This window comes from Paraburkholderia sp. BCC1876, assembly GCF_902833695.1.
GTDB lineage: Bacteria > Pseudomonadota > Gammaproteobacteria > Burkholderiales > Burkholderiaceae > Paraburkholderia.
Map to the genome: position 1 here is coordinate 361,176 of NZ_CADFGI010000001.1, position 18,016 is coordinate 379,191.

Below are 18,016 nucleotides of genomic sequence, written 5' to 3' on the forward strand. Positions count from 1 at the left end.
CCGCTTCCGTTTTCGCGGCACAAGCTCACGTGGTGGCGGAGGCCGTGACTAGCACTACGATTCAAGCCGCCGTTAAGACCGAGGTTCACGCGAGCACTCGCAGTGCGTCGAGCAGACCGTCAACGCTGTCGAACTCACGATCCACCGCCGGCAGGTCGGGCCGGCGCAACATCACCACCGGCAAGCGACGTTCGCGCGCTACCTCGAGTTTCGCTTCCGTCGCGCCGCCGCCGCTGTTTTTGCTGACCAAGACATCGAAGGTTTGCAGCGCGAACAACGCGCGTTCGCCTTCGAGCGTGAACGGGCCGCGCGTCGCGATGATCCTTGCGCGCGTGGCGTCCTGGTGCGGATCGAGACAGCGGACAGTCCAGAACTGATGCGCGGGAATTTCGTCGAGATGCGCGAGCGGTTCGCGGCCGAGCGTGAACAGCGGCTTTCTGAATGGCGCGAGCGCCGCCGTGAGTTCGTTCCAGTCGCCGACCATCCGCCAATCGTCGCCGGCTTGCGGCTGCCAGGCCGGACGGCGCAGCGCCCAACACGGCACCTGCGCCGCATGACTGGCGCGCGCGGCGTTCGCGCTGATTTGCGCGGCGTACGGATGGGTCGCGTCGATCACGAGGCCGATGCGTTCGTCCGCGAGGTATTGCGCCATGCCGTCGCTACCGCCGAAACCGCCGACACGCACCGAGCACGCCAGATCGTCGGGCACCTTGCCGAGACCCGCGAGACTGTACACGTGCGTGGAATCGAGTTGATGCGCGATTCGTAACGCGTCGCCAGTGCCGCCTAGCAGCAGGATTCGCGTCATTGCGGGGTGCCGCTGTTTGCGGCGCTGACGGTGTTCGCGGTGCTGACCGTGTTTGCCTTGTTTGCGCCGCTCGCATCGCTTCCGACGCTTGCCGCGTCCACCCCACGCCCCGGCTTCATCACCTCCAGCAACGTAATCGGCAACGCCTGCCGCCACGTATCGAAACCGCCGAGCGGTTGCGCATCCGCCAACGCAATCCGCGTCAACGTGCCGCCAAACCGCTCGCGCCACGCAACCAACGCCGCCTCGCCCTGCAACGTCACCGCGTTGGCAACCAGCCGGCCGCCTTCGCGCAAGCTCGCCCAGCACGCTTCGAGCACGCCCGGCACGGTCACGCCACCGCCGATGAACACAGCATCCGGCGCCGGCAAGCCCTGCAGCGCATCCGGCGCGCGACCGGCCACCAGTTGCAGACCCGGCACGCCCAACGCATCGCGATTGTGTTCGATAAAGCGCTGCCGTTCCGCGTGACCTTCAATCGCGATCGCGCGGCACGCTGGATGCGCGCGCATCCATTCAATGCCGATCGAACCGCTGCCCGCGCCCACGTCCCACAGCAACTCGCCGGGCGTCGGCGCGAGACGCGCGAGCGTGATGGCCCGCACGTCGCGCTTGGTCAACTGACCGTCGTGACGAAACGCATCGTCGGGCAAGCCGCAAGTGAGCGGCAGACGCGGCGCGCCCTGGGTCGCCCGGCATTCGAGCGCGATCAGATTCAACGCGGCCACCTCGCTCGCGGACCACTGATCCGCGCGACCGTCGATCCGGCGTTCCAACTCCCCGCCCAGATGCTCCAGCACGATCATGCGCGTCGCGCCGAAGCCGCGCGCGTTCAGCAACGCCGCGAGCGCCGCGGGCGTGCGGCCATCCGCGCTCAGCACGAAAACGCGCGCGCCGTGATGCAAATGCGCGTTCAATGCCGGCAGTGGACGGCCCACCAGCGACACCGTCGCGACGTCCTGCAACGGCCAGCCGAGACGCGCGGCCGCCAGCGACAACGACGACGGCGCAGGCAACACCCGCAACTCATCCGCCGGCAATTGACGCGCGAGCGTCGCGCCGACGCCGAACAGCATCGGGTCACCACTCGCCAGCACGCACACCGCACCGCCACGCTCGGCGAGCAACGGCGCGAGATCGAACGGACGCGGCCACGCGGCCCGCCGCGCCGTGAGACGCGCGGGCAGCATCGCCAGATGCCGCTCGCCGCCATACACCACCGACGCCGCCAGCAACGCACGTCGCGCGGACCGCCCCAAACCGGCGAAGCCGTCGTCGCCAATGCCCACCACGGTCAGCCATGCCGGCATCCGACCATCCTTATTCTGTATCTTCAAATAATGCGCTGAGCCACGCCGATCAAGGCGTCCAGCCTCGTTATGCTGTTCGAAAAAAGGCATAATACAGCCGCCGGCGCCCTTCGGGGCCTAAGAGGGAACACAGTGTCACTGTGGCTGCCCCCGCAACTGTATGCAGCGAGTCCGCCCGCGCTGCGCGCCACTGGTTCGACCGGGAAGGCCGCGACGGACTTTGACCTGCCAGCCAGGAGACCTGCCGGCGAGACTGTTCGTGCCAACCAACATCGGGCGGGGTGTACCGATGCCGCAGCAACGCCCGCTCCCAGGCTTGCTCGGGCCACCGCGCGACGCTACCCGGTGTCCGTTTTGAAGCAAGCTTCGTCCTCCCCTGTTATGCAACATGCGGCGCTCGCGCTGCGGCCGTCGGCCTGTCCGGGGCTGCTGCGGATCGTCGTCGCGCGCGACGGGGGGCTGTGCCGGATCAAGCTGCCCGGCGGCGCGTTGAGCGCGGCCCAGGCGCGCGCGATTGCCGATGCGAGCGTGCTGCACGCCGCCGGCGCGATTGAGGTGACCAATCGGGCGAATCTGCAGGTGCGGGGCGTGCGCAGCGGGCAGGAGGCGGCGTTGATCGAGGCGTTGATGGAGGCGGGGCTTGGGCCGAGCGACGCGTTGGTCGAGGACGGGCTTAGGCCGAGCAGCGCATTGCTTGAGGGCGTGCTTGGACCGGCCGACGCGTTGATTGAGGCGGCGCCTAGGCCGACGGAGACGGTGGCAGCCGCGGAAGCCGGCCACGTAAATCCAACCGCCGCCTACCCAGCGACCGCCCTCGCAGCCGACGATGTCCGCAACGTGATGATCAGCCCCGCCGCGGGACGCGATCCGTTTGCGTTGTTCGATACAGGTCCCCTTTGCGCCGAATTGCTGGCGTTGCTGCAAAGCGAGCCGCGTTTCGCGGCGCTGTCGCCAAAATTCGCGCTGTTGCTGGATGGCGGCGAAAAGCTTGCGCGTATCGATCATCCGCATGACGTGTGGCTGGCGGCGACGCGAGATGTCGATCACGTGCGGTTTGTCTTCGGGCTAGCGGGTTGGCCGCCTGAAACCGGATCGCAACACGCCGGCCACACCGGCGCTTTAGCTGCCGTGCTCCCGTCACAAGTCTGCGCGCTGATCCGCGCGTTGCTGCACACGTTTCTCGACCTCGCCGCAGCCGATGCCACGCGTATGCGTCACCTGCTCGCGACCCATTCCGCCGATGCGCTCCTGCACCACGCGCAACGCTACGTCGATTTCCCGCTGTCACGCGATGCGTCGCTAGCCCGGTGGCAACGCCGCACACCCGCCGACGCGACGCTCCGGCTCGGCGCACACGAGCAAAGCCAGCCGGACACCTGGCACGCAGGCGGCCAGCCGCCGCTCGGACGTCTCGACGCGGCCACTCTGCACGGCCTCGCCACACTCGCCCAACAGCACGGCAACGGCACACTGCGGATGACGCCCTGGCAAAGCGTCCTGCTGCCCGACATCGCATCACACGCCGTGCCGGCCGTACTAGCCAGCCTGGCTGAACTCGGCCTCGCCACCGACCCCGCGCAGGCCATTACGCGTCTGATCGCCTGCGCCGGTTCGACCGGCTGCGCCAAAAGCCTCGCCGACACCAAAACCGACGCGCTGCAACTCGCGCCGCGCCTGCCCGCCGATGTCGACGTGCATCTGAGCGGTTGTCCGCGTTCGTGCGCCGCCGCGCATTGCGCGCCGTATACGCTGCTGGCGATCGCGCCCGGCGCCTACGACCTGTATCGACGCGACGGCCAGCCCGGTTTCGGCGCCTGCGTCGCGCGTCGACTAACGATCGACCAGGCCGCCGACACGCTCGCACGCCTGGCCTCTATCGACGCCCCAATCAACGCCGCTATCGAAGCCTCAATAGACACCCCTATCGACGCCCCTATTCACGACGCCGATAAGCGACACCCACGAGCAAAACCCATGAGTAACCCCGATGCTTGATTACATCCGCGACGGTCAGGAGATCTATCGCCAATCTTTCGCGACGATCCGCGCGGAGGCCGATTTGTCGCGCATTCCCGCCGACCTCGACAAGCTCGCGGTCCGCGTGATCCACGCGTGCGGCATGGTCGACGTGGTCGACGCGCTGCGGTTTTCCGAAGGCGCCGGCACGGCCGGCCGCGCGGCGCTCGCGCAAGGCGCGCCGATTCTGTGCGATGCGGGCATGGTCGCGCAAGGCATCACGCGCGCGCGTTTGCCGGCGAACAACGAAGTGATCTGCACGCTCACGCATCCGGACGTGCCGTCGCTCGCGCGCGAACTGGGCAACACGCGCTCGGCCGCCGCGCTCGAATTGTGGCGCCCGCATCTGGCGGGCAGCGTCGTCGTGATCGGCAATGCGCCGACTGCCCTGTTCCATCTGCTCGACATGCTCGATGACGGCGCACCGAAGCCCGCGCTGATTCTTGGCTTTCCGGTCGGCTTCGTCGGCGCGGCGGAATCGAAAGCGCTGCTCGCGGAAAACAGCCGCGGCGTGCCCTATGTGGCGATCGAAGGCCGGCGCGGCGGTAGCGCGATGGCCGCCGCCGCCGTCAACGCGCTGGCCACGGAGGTCGAATAAATGACCGTGCGAGGACGTCTAGTCGGACTCGGTGTCGGCCCCGGCGACCCGGAACTCATCACGCTGAAAGCGCTGCGTCTGCTGAAGGCCGCGCAGGTGGTCGCTTACTTCGTCGCGAAGGGCAAGAAAGGCAACGCCTTCAGCATTATCGAAGCGCATCTGCACGACACGCAGCAACATCTGCCGCTGGTCTATCCCGTCACCACCGAAGCGCTCGAACCGCCGCTCTCGTATGAAGCGATCATCGCCGAGTTCTACGACGGCGCGGCGGAGATCGTCGCGGGCCATCTGGATGCGGGCCGCGACGTCGCCGTGATCTGCGAGGGCGATCCGTTCTTCTACGGTTCGTACATGTACCTGCACGACCGCCTTGCGCCACGCTATGAGAGCGAAGTCGTGCCGGGCGTGTGCTCGATGCTCGGCGGCGCGGCCGTGCTCGGCGCGCCGCTGGTGTACCGGAATCAGAGCCTGTCGGTGCTCTCCGGCGTGCTGCCCGAAGCCGAATTGCGCCGCCGTCTCGCCGATGCCGACGCTGCCGTCGTGATGAAACTCGGCCGCAATTTCGACAAGGTGCGGCGCGTGCTGGGCGAACTCGGTCTCGCCGATCGCGCGCTGTACGTGGAACGCGCGACGATGGGCAACCAGCGCATCGTGCCGCTCGCCGACGTCGATCCGATGGCGTCGCCGTATTTTTCGCTGCTGGTCGTGCCGGGGGAAAAATGGCAAGGATGAACGCCCCCGCCATTGTGATTCTCGGCGCGGGCGCGTTGGAAACCGCGCGGCGCATTCAGACGCTGTATGCCGGCAGCCAGGTGTACGCGCTGCAAGGACGCGTGACCGCCGACGTGCCGTACGCCGAACTCAGCGCGCAATTGCGCGAGCTGTATGCGAGCGGTACGCCGATCGTCGCGTTGTGCGCGGCCGGCATTGTGATTCGCTGCGTCGCACCGTTGTTGACGAACAAAGGCGTCGAGCCGCCGGTGCTGGCGGTGGCCGAAGATGGCAGCGCGGTCGTGCCGCTGCTCGGCGGTCTTGCCGGCGTCAATGTGATGGCGCGCGAGATTGCCGCCGCGTTGAAGGTGCCGCCCGCAATTACAACGAGCGGCGAATTGCGCTTCGGTACCTGCGTGCTCAATCCGCCGGACGGTTACACGCTGGCGGATATCGGGCAAGGCAAACGCTTCGTGTCGGATCTGCTGGCGGGGGAAAACACGCGCGTCGAAGGTGAAGCGCCGTGGCTCGACGACGCGCAATTGCCGCGCTCGGCATCGGCGCGTCTCGCGATTCGCGTGACGCCGCGTGCGTGGGATGGGCGTGAGGATGAGCTGGTGATTCATCCGCGCAGCGTGGTGGCGGCGGTGGCGGCGGTGGCTGCTGGTGCTAGCGATGGCGATGGCGCTCGCGCGAGTGCATGCTCGTCAAGCGCCGAAATTGCGGCAAGCGTACGCGCTGCGTTGAACGAACATGGCCTCGCGACGCTTTCACTAGCCGCCCTGCTCGCCGCGTCGGATCGAATGACGCACCCCGCATTGGCCGAAGCCGCTTCGAGCCTGAACGTCCCACTGCGCTTCGCCCAAACCCGTCCCGAAGACGGCGCCCCGCCCAGCAACCTGCTGCACGCGGCGTTGCGGATCCCCTACGAAACCCTCCACGACGACCCCGACGCGGGCGTCGCGCTGGCACTCACGCCGCTCGCCATCGACGCGAACACGATCGGCATGGGACGCGGCCGCCTGACCGTCATCGGTCTAGGCCCGGGCAGCGCCGAGCTGATGGTGCCCGCCGCGCGCCTCGCGCTCGACCATGCGACCGATGTCCTCGGCTACGACACCTACGTGAAAATGGCCGGGCCGTTCCGCGCCGATCAGCGGGTCCACGGCACGGATAATCGCGAGGAATTGCAACGCGCACGTCATGCGTTCGAACTGGCGAGCGCGGGACGTTCGGTGGTGATGGTGTCGTCGGGTGACCCCGGCGTGTTCGCGATGGCCGCTGCGGTGCTCGAAGCGCTCGAAGCCGCTGGGAACGACACATGGTCTGCGGTCGAACTCGCCATCGTACCCGGCGTGTCAGCGGCGCTGGCGACCGCCGCGCAAGCCGGTGCACCGTTGGGTCACGACTTCTGCATGCTGTCGCTGTCGGACAATCTGAAGCGGTGGAGCATCATCGAAACGCGTCTGCGGCACGCCGCCGAAGCGGATCTCGTGATGGCGTTCTATAACCCGATTTCGCGTGCGCGTCCGTGGCAACTGGATAAGGCGCTGGATATCGTGCGGGCGTATCGCGCGGCAGCGACGCCGGTGGTGTTGGGACGCGATATCGGCCGGCCCGGCAGCACGTTGCGTACGCTCACGCTGGGCGAACTGCGCTCGTCCGACGTGGATATGCGCACGATGGTGATCGTCGGATCATCGACGACGCGGCGCTTTGCGAAAGGTGTTGAAGGCGGCGAATGGGTTTATACGCCGCGATGGTATAAGTGACGCGGGATGAGTGACGTGGGATGAGCAGACATGATGCGCTGGCTGATACAAAAAACCAGCCACCGCATCATCGCTTCATCCCTTCGTTCAGCGCGCGCATCTGCACGCCGTCAACCCGCGCCAGGTCGTCCAGAATCGTGAAGTGATTGCATTCTGGCAACGGCACGAACGCAACCGTTTCCCCCGCCTGTCGGCACGCCGCCACATAGTCCTCCGAATGCCGGACCAGTTCCGGCAACTCCGCCGTGCCGACCGTGACCGTCATCGGCACCCCTTTGCCGATGTGCCGCATCGGGCTATAAGCCGCGATTTCAGCGGGCGTGAGTTGCAGTTTGTCGTTGAGCCATGACAGCGCAATCGGTTCGAGATCCACCAACGCGCTGATCGGCATGGCGTGCACCACCGCTTCGTGTGCCCGGTACAACGCGCTCAATTGGCCGCCCGCCGAGTGTCCGGCGAGGCAGATCGGACCGCGCGTGCCGAGTCCGTCGCGATCGGCCGCGAGCGCGGCGAGCAACGCGTCGATCTCGCCGACGATCTGCGTCATCGACGCCTCGGGCGCCAGCGTATATTCGGCCAGCACGACATTGAAGCCGCAACCCAGCGGCCCGCTCGCGACGAACGCGAAATCTTCCTTGCTGCGCGCCTGCCAGTAACCGCCGTGGATGAATACGAAAACCGGTGCGTCGGTCTGCCCGCACGGCAGCCAGTCGAAGCGCTGGCGCGGCAGCGGTCCGTAGCGAAGGTCGCGCCGGCATGGCACGGCCTCATACAGCGCCGTGCTGCGGGCTTGAAAGCCGAGCATGCGCTCGGCGACGTCCGCCACCGCCGCCACGTTGTCGTAGGCGGCGCGCAATGCCGTTCGATCCATGCCACGGTAAAGCTCGGTCATGATGTTCCTGAATGATTCACTGCTTAACAGCCTCAGTGCCGGACGACACGCTTAACAAGCCTAGGCCGCCACTTTCAAATCGTCGATAGCCCGTTGCCGCACGCCCAGATCGTCCCACAACTCCGGATGACACGTGAACACCAGAATCTGATGCCGCGTGGCCGCGTCGAGCAGCGCGCGCTTGATCGCGTCGCGGCGCGCAGCGTCGGTGTGCACGGCCGCGTCGTCGAGCATCAGCAAGGTTGGACGGCCTGACGCCTTCAGCAGGTCCGCGTAAGCGAGCCGCGTCAGGATGCCGAGTTGTTCGCGTGTGCCGAAGCTCAGCGCGTCGAGCGTATCCGCCCGGCCGTAACGGTCTAGCGTCGCGGGACTCAGATCGTCGCCAAGCGCGATCGTCGATTGCGGGAAAATTCGGCGCAGGTAATACCCGAGCCGCTCGGTCAACGGCGCACGCAATTGCGCAACTGCAGAGTCGCGTTCGTCGACGAGCACTTCGTCGAGCAGACTCAATGCGCCGGCGCGCAGGCTCAACTCTTCCTTGCGACGCGTGGCCTGTTCGACACGCGCCTCCAGCGCCGCCAACCGTTCACCGAGCCCGGACGCGCCGACGGTTTCCAGTTGGCTGCGCAACTGCGCGATTCGCACCTGACGCTCATGCTGCTCACTGCGCGCCAGATCCGCCGACGCGCGATAACGCTTCGCCTCCGCCGCCGGATCGTCGAGCCGCGCCGCCTGCAATTCGCGCTCGCGCGCTTCCTGCTGCTTGCGCTGCGCGTCGACCTGGACGCGTTGTTCGACGATTTTCGTCTGCCATTGCGCACGGTTGCGGCAGAAGGTTTCATCGCTCAACTGCGCTTCCTTGCGCTGCAATTGCGCAGCCAGCGATTCCGCGTTGGCGACGCCGGTGGATCGTTTCTCCGCCGCCAGCGACAACACCTTGCGCGCCGCCTCCAACGCATCGCGCGCGGTCGCAGCGTTGCGGCGCGCTTCGTCGAGCGGCGGCGCGGCGGAGACGTCGGGCAAATGCTTCAGCCGGTCGTTCGACGCCTGCCAACGCGCAGCCGCCGAAGCCAACGCCGCACGCAGCGCGTCGATGCCTTGCGGTGCGTGGACTTTGAGAATGCCAGCATGACTCTTCTGCTGCGCGACGAGCGCCTTCCACTGTTCGCGCCTGAGTTCGCCTTCAACGAGCGACGCCACACCCAGCGCCTGCAGCAACTGCGTATGCTGCGCTTCCAGCGACGCCAGTTCGGTCAACTGCGCGGACAGGTCCGAAACGCCCGGAATCACCCGCAATTCACCGAGTTCGCCGAGGCCGATCAACTTTTCTTCGTCGACACGCAGCACGCCGTCGCCGTTTATCGTCCTCTCGTTGACGGTCAGCGCGCCGGTCAGCCTGTATTCGATGCGTGTCATCGCCGCTTCGGTGCGGGCGCGCAAAACGGTCAATTCGCCGTCGAGCTTGGCGAGCTGTTTCAGCTTCGTCTCGTCGATTTCGACAGCCGCCGCTGCGCGAGCGGCTTCGAGCACGGCGTCATTCGCCTGGCCGGCGGCCTGGATGGCCACGTCGAGACGCTGGCTTTCCGTCTCGTAGAGGCCGATCTGATTGCGCAAGTCGGCTGCGGTTACGGCCGCGTTCGCAAGATCGAGCGCACGGTCGGCCGCCACCGACGCCAGCTCGAATTGCGCGACGCTTGTCTTGGCTTGCTCGTGATCGGCCTGTACCGCCGCGACGCTGGCTCTTTCAATATCAAGTTGCTGCCGCTCACGGGCCACAGTCGCTTCCCGCTCCGCCGCGCCCTGTTCCTGCTGCAACGACAGCGACAGTTCCGCTTCGCTCAGTTTCAGCGACTGCACCAATCCCTGCAGCCCGCGCTCCATTTCCGCAGCGTCCTCCGCACGCTGTTGCGCCAGCACGGCCTTCTGCTCATGAAGCTCCCACGGACGCTTGCGCTCGGTGTCTTCAAACGTTTCCTGCTGCGTCGCGAGGCGTGCAATGTTCTCTTCAAACTGCAGACGCTGCTGCTCCAGTTCGTCGCGGTCCTCAATCAAACTGGCGAGCGTCTGTTCCGCTTCGGCCAGCGGCCCGGTGGATTTCTGCGTGCGCGCGGTGAGCAATTGCCGGAGTTCGCGTTGCACGGCGACGATCAACGCGTCTTCGCCGGCCGATTCGCTGCTGCCCGACAATTGCGACAACGCATCGCGCAGATACTGCGCCGCGTGGCCGGTGGAGTCGCGCACCTCCTGCGTGCCGCCTTGTTGCACCCACAACAAACCCGGCACACCCGCGTTCTCGGCCTTCAACGGCCCACGCGCGGCACGCGAAAAACCGAGCAACGCAGCGAGTTTGTCTTCGGCTTCGTCTTCGCCGAACACGCTCTGGCCGATCTTCAACTCGCAGCGCTGCCGCGTGACGAACTGCTTCGACAACCGGCAGGCGGTGCCGTCCAGATTGAAACTGACTTCCACCGACGGTTGTCCGCTCGCCTTGCCCCACGGCAATAAATCCTTCAGGTGCGAAGCCTTGTAGCGCTCCAGAAACACCACGCGGACCGCTTCGGCAATCGTACTTTTGCCGGCCTCGTTCGGCCCGACGAACAGATTGAGTCCCGGCTGCAAATCGTCGATAACAATCCGCCCGGCGAACTGCTTGAATTCCTGAATCGCGATACTTTCCAACTTCATGCGGACCTCGCTTCGCGCGGCAGTTCACGTTGAAAACGCGCCAGAAGCAACAACGCTTCCGCCGCGCGCTTGACCTGTTGCGGATCGGACTGCGGGTCTTCCTGCAAGCCGCGCAGACGCGCCACCACTTTCGCGAGATAACCGCTTTGCGCGCCGAGTTCCGCGAGGTCGTCGGCGGTGGGCAGCACTTGCAGGCCGCTCAGATCGACGCGCAACGCGCGCACGCGCGCACGGGCTTCTTCGACCGCGACATGAATCGCTTCGGCGTCCGCCAGCGCCGTCGTGCCGCTCACGGCCACGCGCAGCACGTCATGGCTGCCGAGCGCCGCGAGCCGCGTTTTGAGCGCGTCCACGTCGGTCGGCACCGCGATCGTCTCATCCCAGCGATGCCACTGATATTGACCGACCCGCACCGCCTCGACGACCGGCGCGGCGCCCGGCTCGCTCAAGGTCACGTCGAGCATGAAACCCGGATCGTTGGCACGGAACCGGTCCTGCTCGTGCGTGCCGGCGTACCAGGTGCGCTCGTCGACGCGTAGATGACCGTGCCAGTCCCCCAACGCGAGATAGTCGAGACGCGCGCTCACGGCACGCGTCGGCGCGATGGGATTCGATGAGTCGATGCCTTCCTGCAGAATGCCGCTCACGCTGCCGTGTGCCAGGCCAATGCGGTGATAACCCGCTGGCGTCTCCGTCGTATCGAAGAAGCCGGTGGTGTCATCGTAGGTGATGCGCTGCGTGAGCGGCGCGCACAGCAACGCGCAGCGGCAATCGTCGAGCAGCACCACGCCGGGTTCGAGCACCACGCGCACGTTCGGCGCGATGCAGTTCAAACGCTGCGCGCGGGTCCACACGCTCTCCACCAGCGCCGCGTCATGATTGCCCGGCAGCATGATCCACGTTCCGCTGAACGCCTGCAGCGCACCGAACAGACGGCGGATCACCGTATCCGACACGGTCTGCAGATCGAATACGTCGCCCGCGACGAGCACCGCGTCGACCTTGCGCGCGGCGGCTTCCGTCGCGATGCGGCGCACGGTTTCGAAACGCGCCTCCGCGAGATGCGCGGCTTCGTCCGACTCGAACTGGCCGAATTGCGTGCCGATCTGCCAATCCGCGGTGTGCAGAAACCTGATCACTGTGCCTCCATGGCGTTCACATTGCGTTCTATTACACGACCTCGTAGTCTAACCGCGAATGTTACCGCGCCGACGCGGTAAAGCGAGTCCCGCGCCGCGTGCTTGGCGCATGGACCGGCGAGCGGCGCTACACTCGCGTGTCTGGACGGGCGCCGACCGTGCCGTCTCATTGCCTCAGACCCGAACCCTGCCTAATCGCCGATGAATAAAGCAATCGAACTGAAACAGGCCAAGCGCACGCCCTTACTCCTGTTGCTCGCCGCCGCCTGCGTTTTCGTGGTGACCGCGTTCATGCCGCGTGGTGTGTGGGTGGACGGCATCAAGGCCGTAGCCGAAGCCGCGATGGTCGGCGCGCTCGCCGACTGGTTCGCGGTGGCCGCGCTGTTTCGCCGCGTGCCGATCCCGATCGTCTCCGCGCACACCGCAATCATTCCGCGCAATAAGCATAAGATCGCCGACAACCTCGCGGTGTTCGTGCAGGACAAATTCCTCGACGTGTCCTCGCTGGTCGGCCTGATCAAGCGGCACGATCCGGCGCGGAGCATCACCGGCTGGCTGACCGAGCCGGCCAATACCGCACGCCTGGGCGACTACGTCGTGAAGCTCACCGGCGGCATTCTGGAATTGACCGACGACGTGCGGATTCAGAGCTTCATCAAGGACGCGCTGCGCGACGTGCTCACCAAGGTGGACCTGTCGCAATCGATGGGCTCGATTCTCGATACGCTCACCAAAGACGGCCGCCACCAGGAGTTGCTCGACGCCGGCATCGAACAGGTGGTGATGCTGCTGCGCGAACCGCAGGCGCGCGAGTTTATCGCCGAGCGGATCGTCGACTGGGTGAAGAACGAGTATCCGAAGATGGAGAAAATTCTGCCCTCCGCGTGGCTCGGCGAGAAAGGCGCGGAAGCGATCGCCAATACCGTGGACCGCATGCTGCAGCAGATCAGCGACAACCCCACCCACGAATTGCGCGACCGGTTCGACGAGGCCGCGCACAAGCTGATCGTCAAGCTGAAGACCGATCCGGCGTTCCTGCAGAAAGGCGAAGACCTGAAGCGCTATCTGGTGGAAGGCGAAGCGCTTAGCACGTATGTGAAAGACATGTGGGGCGAGTTGCGCGCCTGGCTCAAGCGCGACCTGCAGAGCCCTGATTCCGCTTTGCATGCGCGCGTGATGGCTATGGGCCAATGGGTCGGCCGTGAACTCGCGAACGATCCCGCGCTGCGGCAATCGTTGAACGATCATCTGGAAGACGCAGCACGCGCGATGGCGCCGGAGTTCGCGCAGTTCCTCACGCGTCATATCAGCGATACGGTCAAGAACTGGGATTCGCATGAGATGTCGCGGCAGATCGAATTGAATATCGGCAAGGATCTGCAGTACATCCGGATCAATGGGACGATTGTCGGCGGGTTTATTGGCTTGTTACTGTATGGGAGTTCATTGCTGTTTGAGGTGCTGCGCGCGCACATTCAGTGATTTGCTGGGCGCGACCTTATCAGGCAAGCGGCGTTGCTATGCTTTTTTTCCAACAATTGATGTCTACTCAATCTACTAATGACGAGCCTTTACTCGATTCGCCGTGCCCGCCCCACCGATCTACCGACAATCTATCTCGGTGAGCTGGACTACATCCGGCAGATCGAGCCGCAGCAGGAAACACGCTGGACGGGTGGGATGCAATTTCATCTGAAACAATGGACGACCGATCTCGATCGCATGTTCATCGCCGAATCGGGTGACACGTCGGTGGGCTATTTCTTTTGGGAAATCCACGGCGAAGCGGCGGTTCTCGCATCGATTTACGTCATCCCGGATCGGCGTGGCAATGGGCTCGGTCAGCAACTGCTCGCGCAGTTCATCGCCGATGCCCGTGCGCAGGGTTTTAGCAAACTAACGCTAGGGGTGAAGGCTGACAATCCGGCTCGCCGTCTCTACGAAAAAGCAGGCTTTAGCTATACGCATGACGAACACGGCTATCGTCATTACGTCTATCCGACGGCGGAGCGGATAACGGGCGCGGAAGCCTAAGCGTCTCAGGGAAACATTGAGCGACTGACCTAAACCCGCATCCCGGCCAGAATCTGCTCCGCGAGAAAATCGCAAGGCGGCCGGTCCGATCGGGCGCTGCGGGCAAGCACCACCTCGAGATCATCCAGCGGCGGCAAGCCTTCGTTTTGCGACAACTGAGCCAGGTGCGCCGGTACGCTGCACCTGGCAAGCGGCGCGACCGCGAGCCCGGCGTCCACCATGCTGATCAGGCCCAGCAGACTCGGGCTTTCGTACGACATGCGATATTTAATGCTCTCCCGCTGCAGCGCGCGGATCGCATTGGCACGCGCCGTACTCCCCTGCGCGAACACGGCGATCGGCAGCGGGCGCTCCTTCCACACTTTTCTCGCGGACGACCCCACCCACACCATCGGCTCGAAGCGGATGAATTCGCTCGCGACTCCCTTTACTTTGGTGATGCAGGCGAGGTCCAGCGTATTGTCTTTCAGCAACGCGACGAGCGCGGTACTGGCGAGGCCGATGACCCGAATGTCGACGCGCGGATGCGCCGCCGCGAATTTTCTCAGCACCTGGGGCAGCAACGACGAAGCGTAGTCGTCGGGAACGCCGATGGTGACGCGCCCCTTCATCTCCGGACGCACGATCGACGCCCAGGCTTCCTCCCGCATGGCCAGCATGCGACGGCCATAGTCCACGAGCGTCCTGCCCTCCGCCGTAATCACGACGTTGCGCGTACTGCGCTCGAATAGCGGCTTGCCGAGCGCGTCTTCCAGCGCCTTGATCTGCATGCTCACCGCCGACGGCGACCGGTGCACCGACTCCGCACCGCCCACGAACGATCCCGTCTCGGCGACCGCCACCACCATTTCCAGCACATCGAGATCGAGTTTTTTCATATTCGTCAGAAAATCTGAGCAATGGGTTCAGTTTAATGCGTTTTACTTGAAACTGCATCGAACCGATACTGTCAGCGACGATCTCTTGAAGGAGCTGGTGAACATGCACGGTACGGCGTCGATTTACGGATTTCTCGCGGTAGGCGGCATGCTGGCCGTGACACCGGGTCCGAATATGGTCTACGTGATGTCGCGTTCGATCGCGCAAGGCCGCACCGCCGGACTGATATCGCTGGCTGGGGTGATGCTCGGGTATCTCTTCTATATGTTTTCGGCTGCGTTCGGCATTACGGCGCTGTTTTTAAGCGTGCCGTATGCGGGGAGCGTTCTGGGCGCCGTGGGCGCCGCGTATCTGTTTTATCTCGCGTGGCAGGCGGTGAAACCTGGCGGCCGCTCTCCGTTGGAGGTGCGCGATCTTCCTCGCGAACAACCTCGCCGGCTTCTCGCGATGGGCGCCACCACCAGCCTGTTGAACCCCAAGCTCGCGATGATCTTTCTGTCGCTGCTGCCGCAATTCATCGACTATCAGGCGGGCGGCGTGTTGAGGCAATCGCTGGTGCTCGGGTCGTCGTTGATCGTTGCGTTCGCATCGGTTAATGGCTTCGTGGCGATCTGCTCCGGGAGTATGGCGACGTTTCTCGCGAGCCGCCCCGGACTTCTGCTCGCGCAGCGCTGGGTCATGGGTTGCGTTCTGCTTGCCCTCGGCGGACATATGGCGATCGATGCCGTGAGGCTGGCGGGCGGGCAATGACTCGACTTCTTGACGACACGACACGTCACAACACGTCAGATCGACTCAGCGAGCGCGCGTTGATGCAACACCCCTAAGGATAAGATCGATGCCCGCGACAAAATCGGCACGGTCGTCGTGCGTGGGCAACTGGCTCGCTACGCTGCGGGTAAACGGGTACTCATCCGGATCGAGTTCAGACCACACGGTCGACACCTCACCCAGAAAGTTGGAGCGATCGAGCCCTTGCTCCCGGGCGAAATGCGTATTCGCCGCGTTCTGCCCGCCGACACCGACGATGTAACTCAGTAACGCCGACACCGTGGCCCACTCTTCTTCGCGCGGTACACCCAGCGCCCTTAACTGCTGGCCGATGCGCTCGAACACGCGCACCGTCGGCAACTGCCCGGGGGCACGTGTGAGTGCCGAGCCGACCCATGGGTGTTCGTCGATCGCGTCGAACATCGCCAGCGCCAGCGCGCGAATGCTTGCTTCCGGCGTCGTGCCGTCCACGGGCGCGTTCATCGTTTGAGCGACGATGGCGTCGCACGCGGCAGTCAGCAGTTCGCCCTTGCTCGCGATGTGCCAGTAAATCGCACCGGGACCGGTAGCGAGCCGCTCCGACAGCGCGCGGAACGTCAGCCCCTTCTCTCCGCTGCTGTCGAGGACCTCGATCGCGGCCTCAATGATTCGTTCCGGTGAGAGCGAATCCTCTCGACGTTGAACGCTACGTGCTTTCTTTGCCATGCTTCGTCTTGACACTTCTGGAATGTTGTTCCAATATTACTATGGAATGACATTCCAGAGACTATCTTCGGCAGATGCTCTGGCGATCTCCAACTGCTTGAGGGAATCAGGATGGACACTTCAATTGCGATTATCGGTGCGGGGCTCGGCGGGCTGACGCTGGCGCGGGTTCTCCACGTTCACGGCATCGCTGCGACGATCTACGAAGCGGAAACCTCGGTCGACGCGCGAGCGCAGGGCGGCATGCTGGACATTCACGAAAACAACGGACAGCTCGCGCTCAAGGCTGCGGGACTCTTCGATCAATTTCTCGGCATCATCCACCCGGGCGGCCAGGCCACGCGAATGCTCGACAGGGACGGCAAGGTTCTGTTCGACCATCCCGACGACGGCACGGGCGGTCGTCCTGAGGTACCCCGAGGGGAGCTTCGCCGGATTCTGCTTGAGTCGCTGCCTGCCGACTCGGTGCGCTGGGGGCACAAGGTCACGGAGGTGTCCGCGCTTGCCGGTGGACAGCACGTGCTGAAGTTTGCCAACGGCGCTACGGTCACGACCGATCTACTCGTAGGCGCCGACGGCGCATGGTCGAAAGTCCGCGCGCTTGTTTCGGATGCGAAGCCGGCGTACGTCGGCACATCGTTCATCGAGACTTACCTGTTCGACAGCGACACCCGTCACGCGGCAAGCGCGGAAGCGGTGGGTGGTGGCGCGCTATTCGCGATGACGCCGGGTAAGGGCATTGCCGCGCACCGTGAGCCTGGTGGCGTGCTGCACACGTATGTGCAGTTAAACAAGCCCAAGGACTGGATCGACAGCATCGACTTCTCCGAGCCGGCGACGGCCTTGGCTCGCGTGGCAGAAGAATTCGATGGATGGGCCGCGGAGTTGAAAGCGTTGATAACCGATGGTGAAACCGACCCGGTGCCGCGCCCTATTCATGCGCTGCCGGTCGAGCACCGATGGTCGCGCGTGCCCGGCGTGACGCTGCTCGGCGATGCGGCGCATCTGATGGTGCCGTCCGGCGAAGGAGCGAACCTCGCCATGTTCGACGGCGCTGAACTGGCGAAGGTTTTAGTCGCTAATCCGGGGAATGTAGAAGCGGCGCTTGTCGCGTACGAAAAAGAGTTGTTTCCTCGCAGCGCGCTCGAAGCCCGAGAGGCGGAAGGTATTCTCGATATCTGTCTAGGCCCTAACGCGCCACGGAGTCTGGTCGACCTGTTGACCAATCATCAGGCTGTCGAATAGCGGGACCATTTAGCACATCGCGTTACCGTCGATTGAAGCGATTACCCGCCGGCCCGCTTCGCGCTGTGGCCGTATTTTTTGAGTGCTTCGATGACGCGCTCGCAATGATCGCCCTGCACTTCAATCACGCCGTCCTTGACCGTTCCGCCCGTGCCGCAGGCCGTGCGCAATTGCTTGCCGAGCACGGCCAACGCGAGAGGATCGAGCGCCAACCCTTTGACGATTGTCACGCTCTTTCCGCCGCGGCCTTTGGTTTCGCGACTCACTCGCACGACGCCGTCACCTGCCGGTAATGTTTTGGCAGCGGTCTTGCAAACGCATTGCGCGAGTACCTGCCGGCAGTCGGGACACATCCGCCCGCCTTCGGTCGAATAGACGAGGCCGCCTTTTGAACTGCTCTTCATGATTGGCTTACTGGAAGACTTTGGAGATCGGGAACGCGAGAAGTTTA

16 protein-coding genes and 1 riboswitch are annotated in these 18,016 nt (G+C 64.6%); of the genes, 8 read left to right on the forward strand and 8 right to left on the reverse strand.

Annotated elements, in window-relative coordinates:
• Window positions 1-85 precede the first annotated feature (85 nt).
• Window positions 86-808, reverse strand: a complete 723-nt coding sequence (locus HWY05_RS01450; protein WP_176057171.1) for a cobalt-precorrin-6A reductase — start codon at window positions 806-808, stop codon at window positions 86-88.
• Window positions 805-2,118 carry a precorrin-6y C5,15-methyltransferase (decarboxylating) subunit CbiE gene (gene cbiE, locus HWY05_RS01455; protein WP_244146457.1) on the reverse strand — a complete coding sequence of 438 codons (1,314 nt, stop codon included), beginning with the start codon at window positions 2,116-2,118 and terminating at the stop codon, window positions 805-807. Before cbiE ends, HWY05_RS01450 begins: the two co-directional genes overlap by 4 nt.
• 84 nt (window positions 2,119-2,202) lie before the next feature.
• A riboswitch (cobalamin riboswitch) is annotated at window positions 2,203-2,382 on the forward strand.
• Between the two features lie 117 nt (window positions 2,383-2,499).
• On the opposite strand from cbiE, the gene cobG reads away from it, so the two are divergent.
• Genes cobG through cobJ form a run of 4 tightly spaced genes read left to right on the forward strand, consistent with a single transcriptional unit; the run spans window position 2,500 to window position 7,215 of the window.
• Entirely contained in the window at window positions 2,500-4,113 is a 1,614-nt protein-coding gene (cobG, locus tag HWY05_RS01460; protein WP_176057761.1) for a precorrin-3B synthase, read from the forward strand.
• Window positions 4,106-4,732: a precorrin-8X methylmutase gene (locus tag HWY05_RS01465; RefSeq protein ID WP_035557536.1), complete on the forward strand. Its 627-nt coding sequence runs from the start codon at window positions 4,106-4,108 to the stop codon at window positions 4,730-4,732. Before cobG ends, HWY05_RS01465 begins: the two co-directional genes overlap by 8 nt.
• Window positions 4,733-5,464, forward strand: a complete 732-nt coding sequence (locus tag HWY05_RS01470) for a precorrin-2 C(20)-methyltransferase (RefSeq protein WP_035557538.1) — start codon at window positions 4,733-4,735, stop codon at window positions 5,462-5,464.
• Window positions 5,461-7,215, forward strand: coding sequence for a precorrin-3B C(17)-methyltransferase (cobJ, locus tag HWY05_RS01475; protein WP_176057172.1), 1,755 nt, complete (start codon window positions 5,461-5,463; stop codon window positions 7,213-7,215). Before HWY05_RS01470 ends, cobJ begins: the two co-directional genes overlap by 4 nt.
• Before the next feature lie 67 nt (window positions 7,216-7,282).
• Here cobJ and HWY05_RS01480 read toward each other — a convergent pair whose 3' ends face one another.
• From HWY05_RS01480 to HWY05_RS01490, 3 genes are read right to left on the reverse strand one after another with little or no spacing between them, the layout of a single operon-like run.
• Entirely contained in the window at window positions 7,283-8,107 is an 825-nt protein-coding gene (locus HWY05_RS01480) for an alpha/beta hydrolase (protein ID WP_176057173.1), read from the reverse strand.
• A 60-nt stretch (window positions 8,108-8,167) separates the two neighbouring features.
• On the reverse strand, window positions 8,168-10,792 hold the full coding sequence (locus HWY05_RS01485; RefSeq protein ID WP_176057174.1) for an AAA family ATPase: 2,625 nt from the start codon (window positions 10,790-10,792) through the stop codon (window positions 8,168-8,170).
• On the reverse strand, window positions 10,789-11,931 hold the full coding sequence (locus tag HWY05_RS01490; protein WP_176057175.1) for a DNA repair exonuclease: 1,143 nt from the start codon (window positions 11,929-11,931) through the stop codon (window positions 10,789-10,791). Before HWY05_RS01490 ends, HWY05_RS01485 begins: the two co-directional genes overlap by 4 nt.
• A gap of 201 nt (window positions 11,932-12,132) precedes the next feature.
• On the opposite strand from HWY05_RS01490, the gene HWY05_RS01495 reads away from it, so the two are divergent.
• Together HWY05_RS01495 and HWY05_RS01500 are read left to right on the forward strand one after the other, a co-directional pair.
• A complete protein-coding gene (locus tag HWY05_RS01495) occupies window positions 12,133-13,413 on the forward strand; it encodes a DUF445 domain-containing protein (protein ID WP_176057176.1) in 1,281 nt (426 codons plus the stop codon).
• 78 nt (window positions 13,414-13,491) lie between these two features.
• On the forward strand, window positions 13,492-13,965 hold the full coding sequence (locus HWY05_RS01500; protein ID WP_051980821.1) for a GNAT family N-acetyltransferase: 474 nt from the start codon (window positions 13,492-13,494) through the stop codon (window positions 13,963-13,965).
• A gap of 29 nt (window positions 13,966-13,994) precedes the next feature.
• On the opposite strand, the gene HWY05_RS01505 is transcribed toward HWY05_RS01500, so the two are convergent.
• The gene (locus tag HWY05_RS01505; RefSeq protein ID WP_176057177.1) at window positions 13,995-14,843 is read right to left on the reverse strand and encodes a LysR substrate-binding domain-containing protein; all 849 of its coding nucleotides are present in this window, start codon (window positions 14,841-14,843) and stop codon (window positions 13,995-13,997) included.
• Between the two features lie 103 nt (window positions 14,844-14,946).
• Between HWY05_RS01505 and HWY05_RS01510 the strand changes: the two genes are divergently transcribed.
• Window positions 14,947-15,594 (forward strand): LysE family translocator, encoded by a 648-nt coding sequence (locus HWY05_RS01510; RefSeq protein ID WP_035563264.1) that lies wholly within the window; start codon window positions 14,947-14,949, stop codon window positions 15,592-15,594.
• 45 nt (window positions 15,595-15,639) lie between these two features.
• Here HWY05_RS01510 and HWY05_RS01515 read toward each other — a convergent pair whose 3' ends face one another.
• Window positions 15,640-16,320: a TetR family transcriptional regulator gene (locus HWY05_RS01515; RefSeq protein ID WP_035557559.1), complete on the reverse strand. Its 681-nt coding sequence runs from the start codon at window positions 16,318-16,320 to the stop codon at window positions 15,640-15,642.
• Between the two features lie 111 nt (window positions 16,321-16,431).
• Between HWY05_RS01515 and HWY05_RS01520 the strand changes: the two genes are divergently transcribed.
• Window positions 16,432-17,565, forward strand: coding sequence for an NAD(P)/FAD-dependent oxidoreductase (locus tag HWY05_RS01520; RefSeq protein WP_176057178.1), 1,134 nt, complete (start codon window positions 16,432-16,434; stop codon window positions 17,563-17,565).
• Between the two features lie 41 nt (window positions 17,566-17,606).
• Here HWY05_RS01520 and HWY05_RS01525 read toward each other — a convergent pair whose 3' ends face one another.
• A complete protein-coding gene (locus HWY05_RS01525; RefSeq protein ID WP_176057179.1) occupies window positions 17,607-17,969 on the reverse strand; it encodes a translation initiation factor Sui1 in 363 nt (120 codons plus the stop codon).
• Between the last annotated feature and the right edge of the window lie 47 nt (window positions 17,970-18,016).

Coding starts and splice junctions, on each gene's coding strand:
- HWY05_RS01450 (WP_176057171.1), bottom strand. CDS start 808: ATGACGCGAATCCTGCTGCTAGGCGGCACTGGCGACGCGTTACGAATC.
- cbiE (WP_244146457.1), bottom strand. CDS start 2,118: ATGCCGGCATGGCTGACCGTGGTGGGCATTGGCGACGACGGCTTCGCC.
- cobG (WP_176057761.1), top strand. CDS start 2,500: ATGCAACATGCGGCGCTCGCGCTGCGGCCGTCGGCCTGTCCGGGGCTG.
- HWY05_RS01465 (WP_035557536.1), top strand. CDS start 4,106: ATGCTTGATTACATCCGCGACGGTCAGGAGATCTATCGCCAATCTTTC.
- HWY05_RS01470 (WP_035557538.1), top strand. CDS start 4,733: ATGACCGTGCGAGGACGTCTAGTCGGACTCGGTGTCGGCCCCGGCGAC.
- cobJ (WP_176057172.1), top strand. CDS start 5,461: ATGAACGCCCCCGCCATTGTGATTCTCGGCGCGGGCGCGTTGGAAACC.
- HWY05_RS01480 (WP_176057173.1), bottom strand. CDS start 8,107: ATGACCGAGCTTTACCGTGGCATGGATCGAACGGCATTGCGCGCCGCC.
- HWY05_RS01485 (WP_176057174.1), bottom strand. CDS start 10,792: ATGAAGTTGGAAAGTATCGCGATTCAGGAATTCAAGCAGTTCGCCGGG.
- HWY05_RS01495 (WP_176057176.1), top strand. CDS start 12,133: ATGAATAAAGCAATCGAACTGAAACAGGCCAAGCGCACGCCCTTACTC.
- HWY05_RS01500 (WP_051980821.1), top strand. CDS start 13,492: ATGACGAGCCTTTACTCGATTCGCCGTGCCCGCCCCACCGATCTACCG.
- HWY05_RS01505 (WP_176057177.1), bottom strand. CDS start 14,843: ATGAAAAAACTCGATCTCGATGTGCTGGAAATGGTGGTGGCGGTCGCC.
- HWY05_RS01510 (WP_035563264.1), top strand. CDS start 14,947: ATGCACGGTACGGCGTCGATTTACGGATTTCTCGCGGTAGGCGGCATG.
- HWY05_RS01515 (WP_035557559.1), bottom strand. CDS start 16,320: ATGGCAAAGAAAGCACGTAGCGTTCAACGTCGAGAGGATTCGCTCTCA.
- HWY05_RS01520 (WP_176057178.1), top strand. CDS start 16,432: ATGGACACTTCAATTGCGATTATCGGTGCGGGGCTCGGCGGGCTGACG.
- HWY05_RS01525 (WP_176057179.1), bottom strand. CDS start 17,969: ATGAAGAGCAGTTCAAAAGGCGGCCTCGTCTATTCGACCGAAGGCGGG.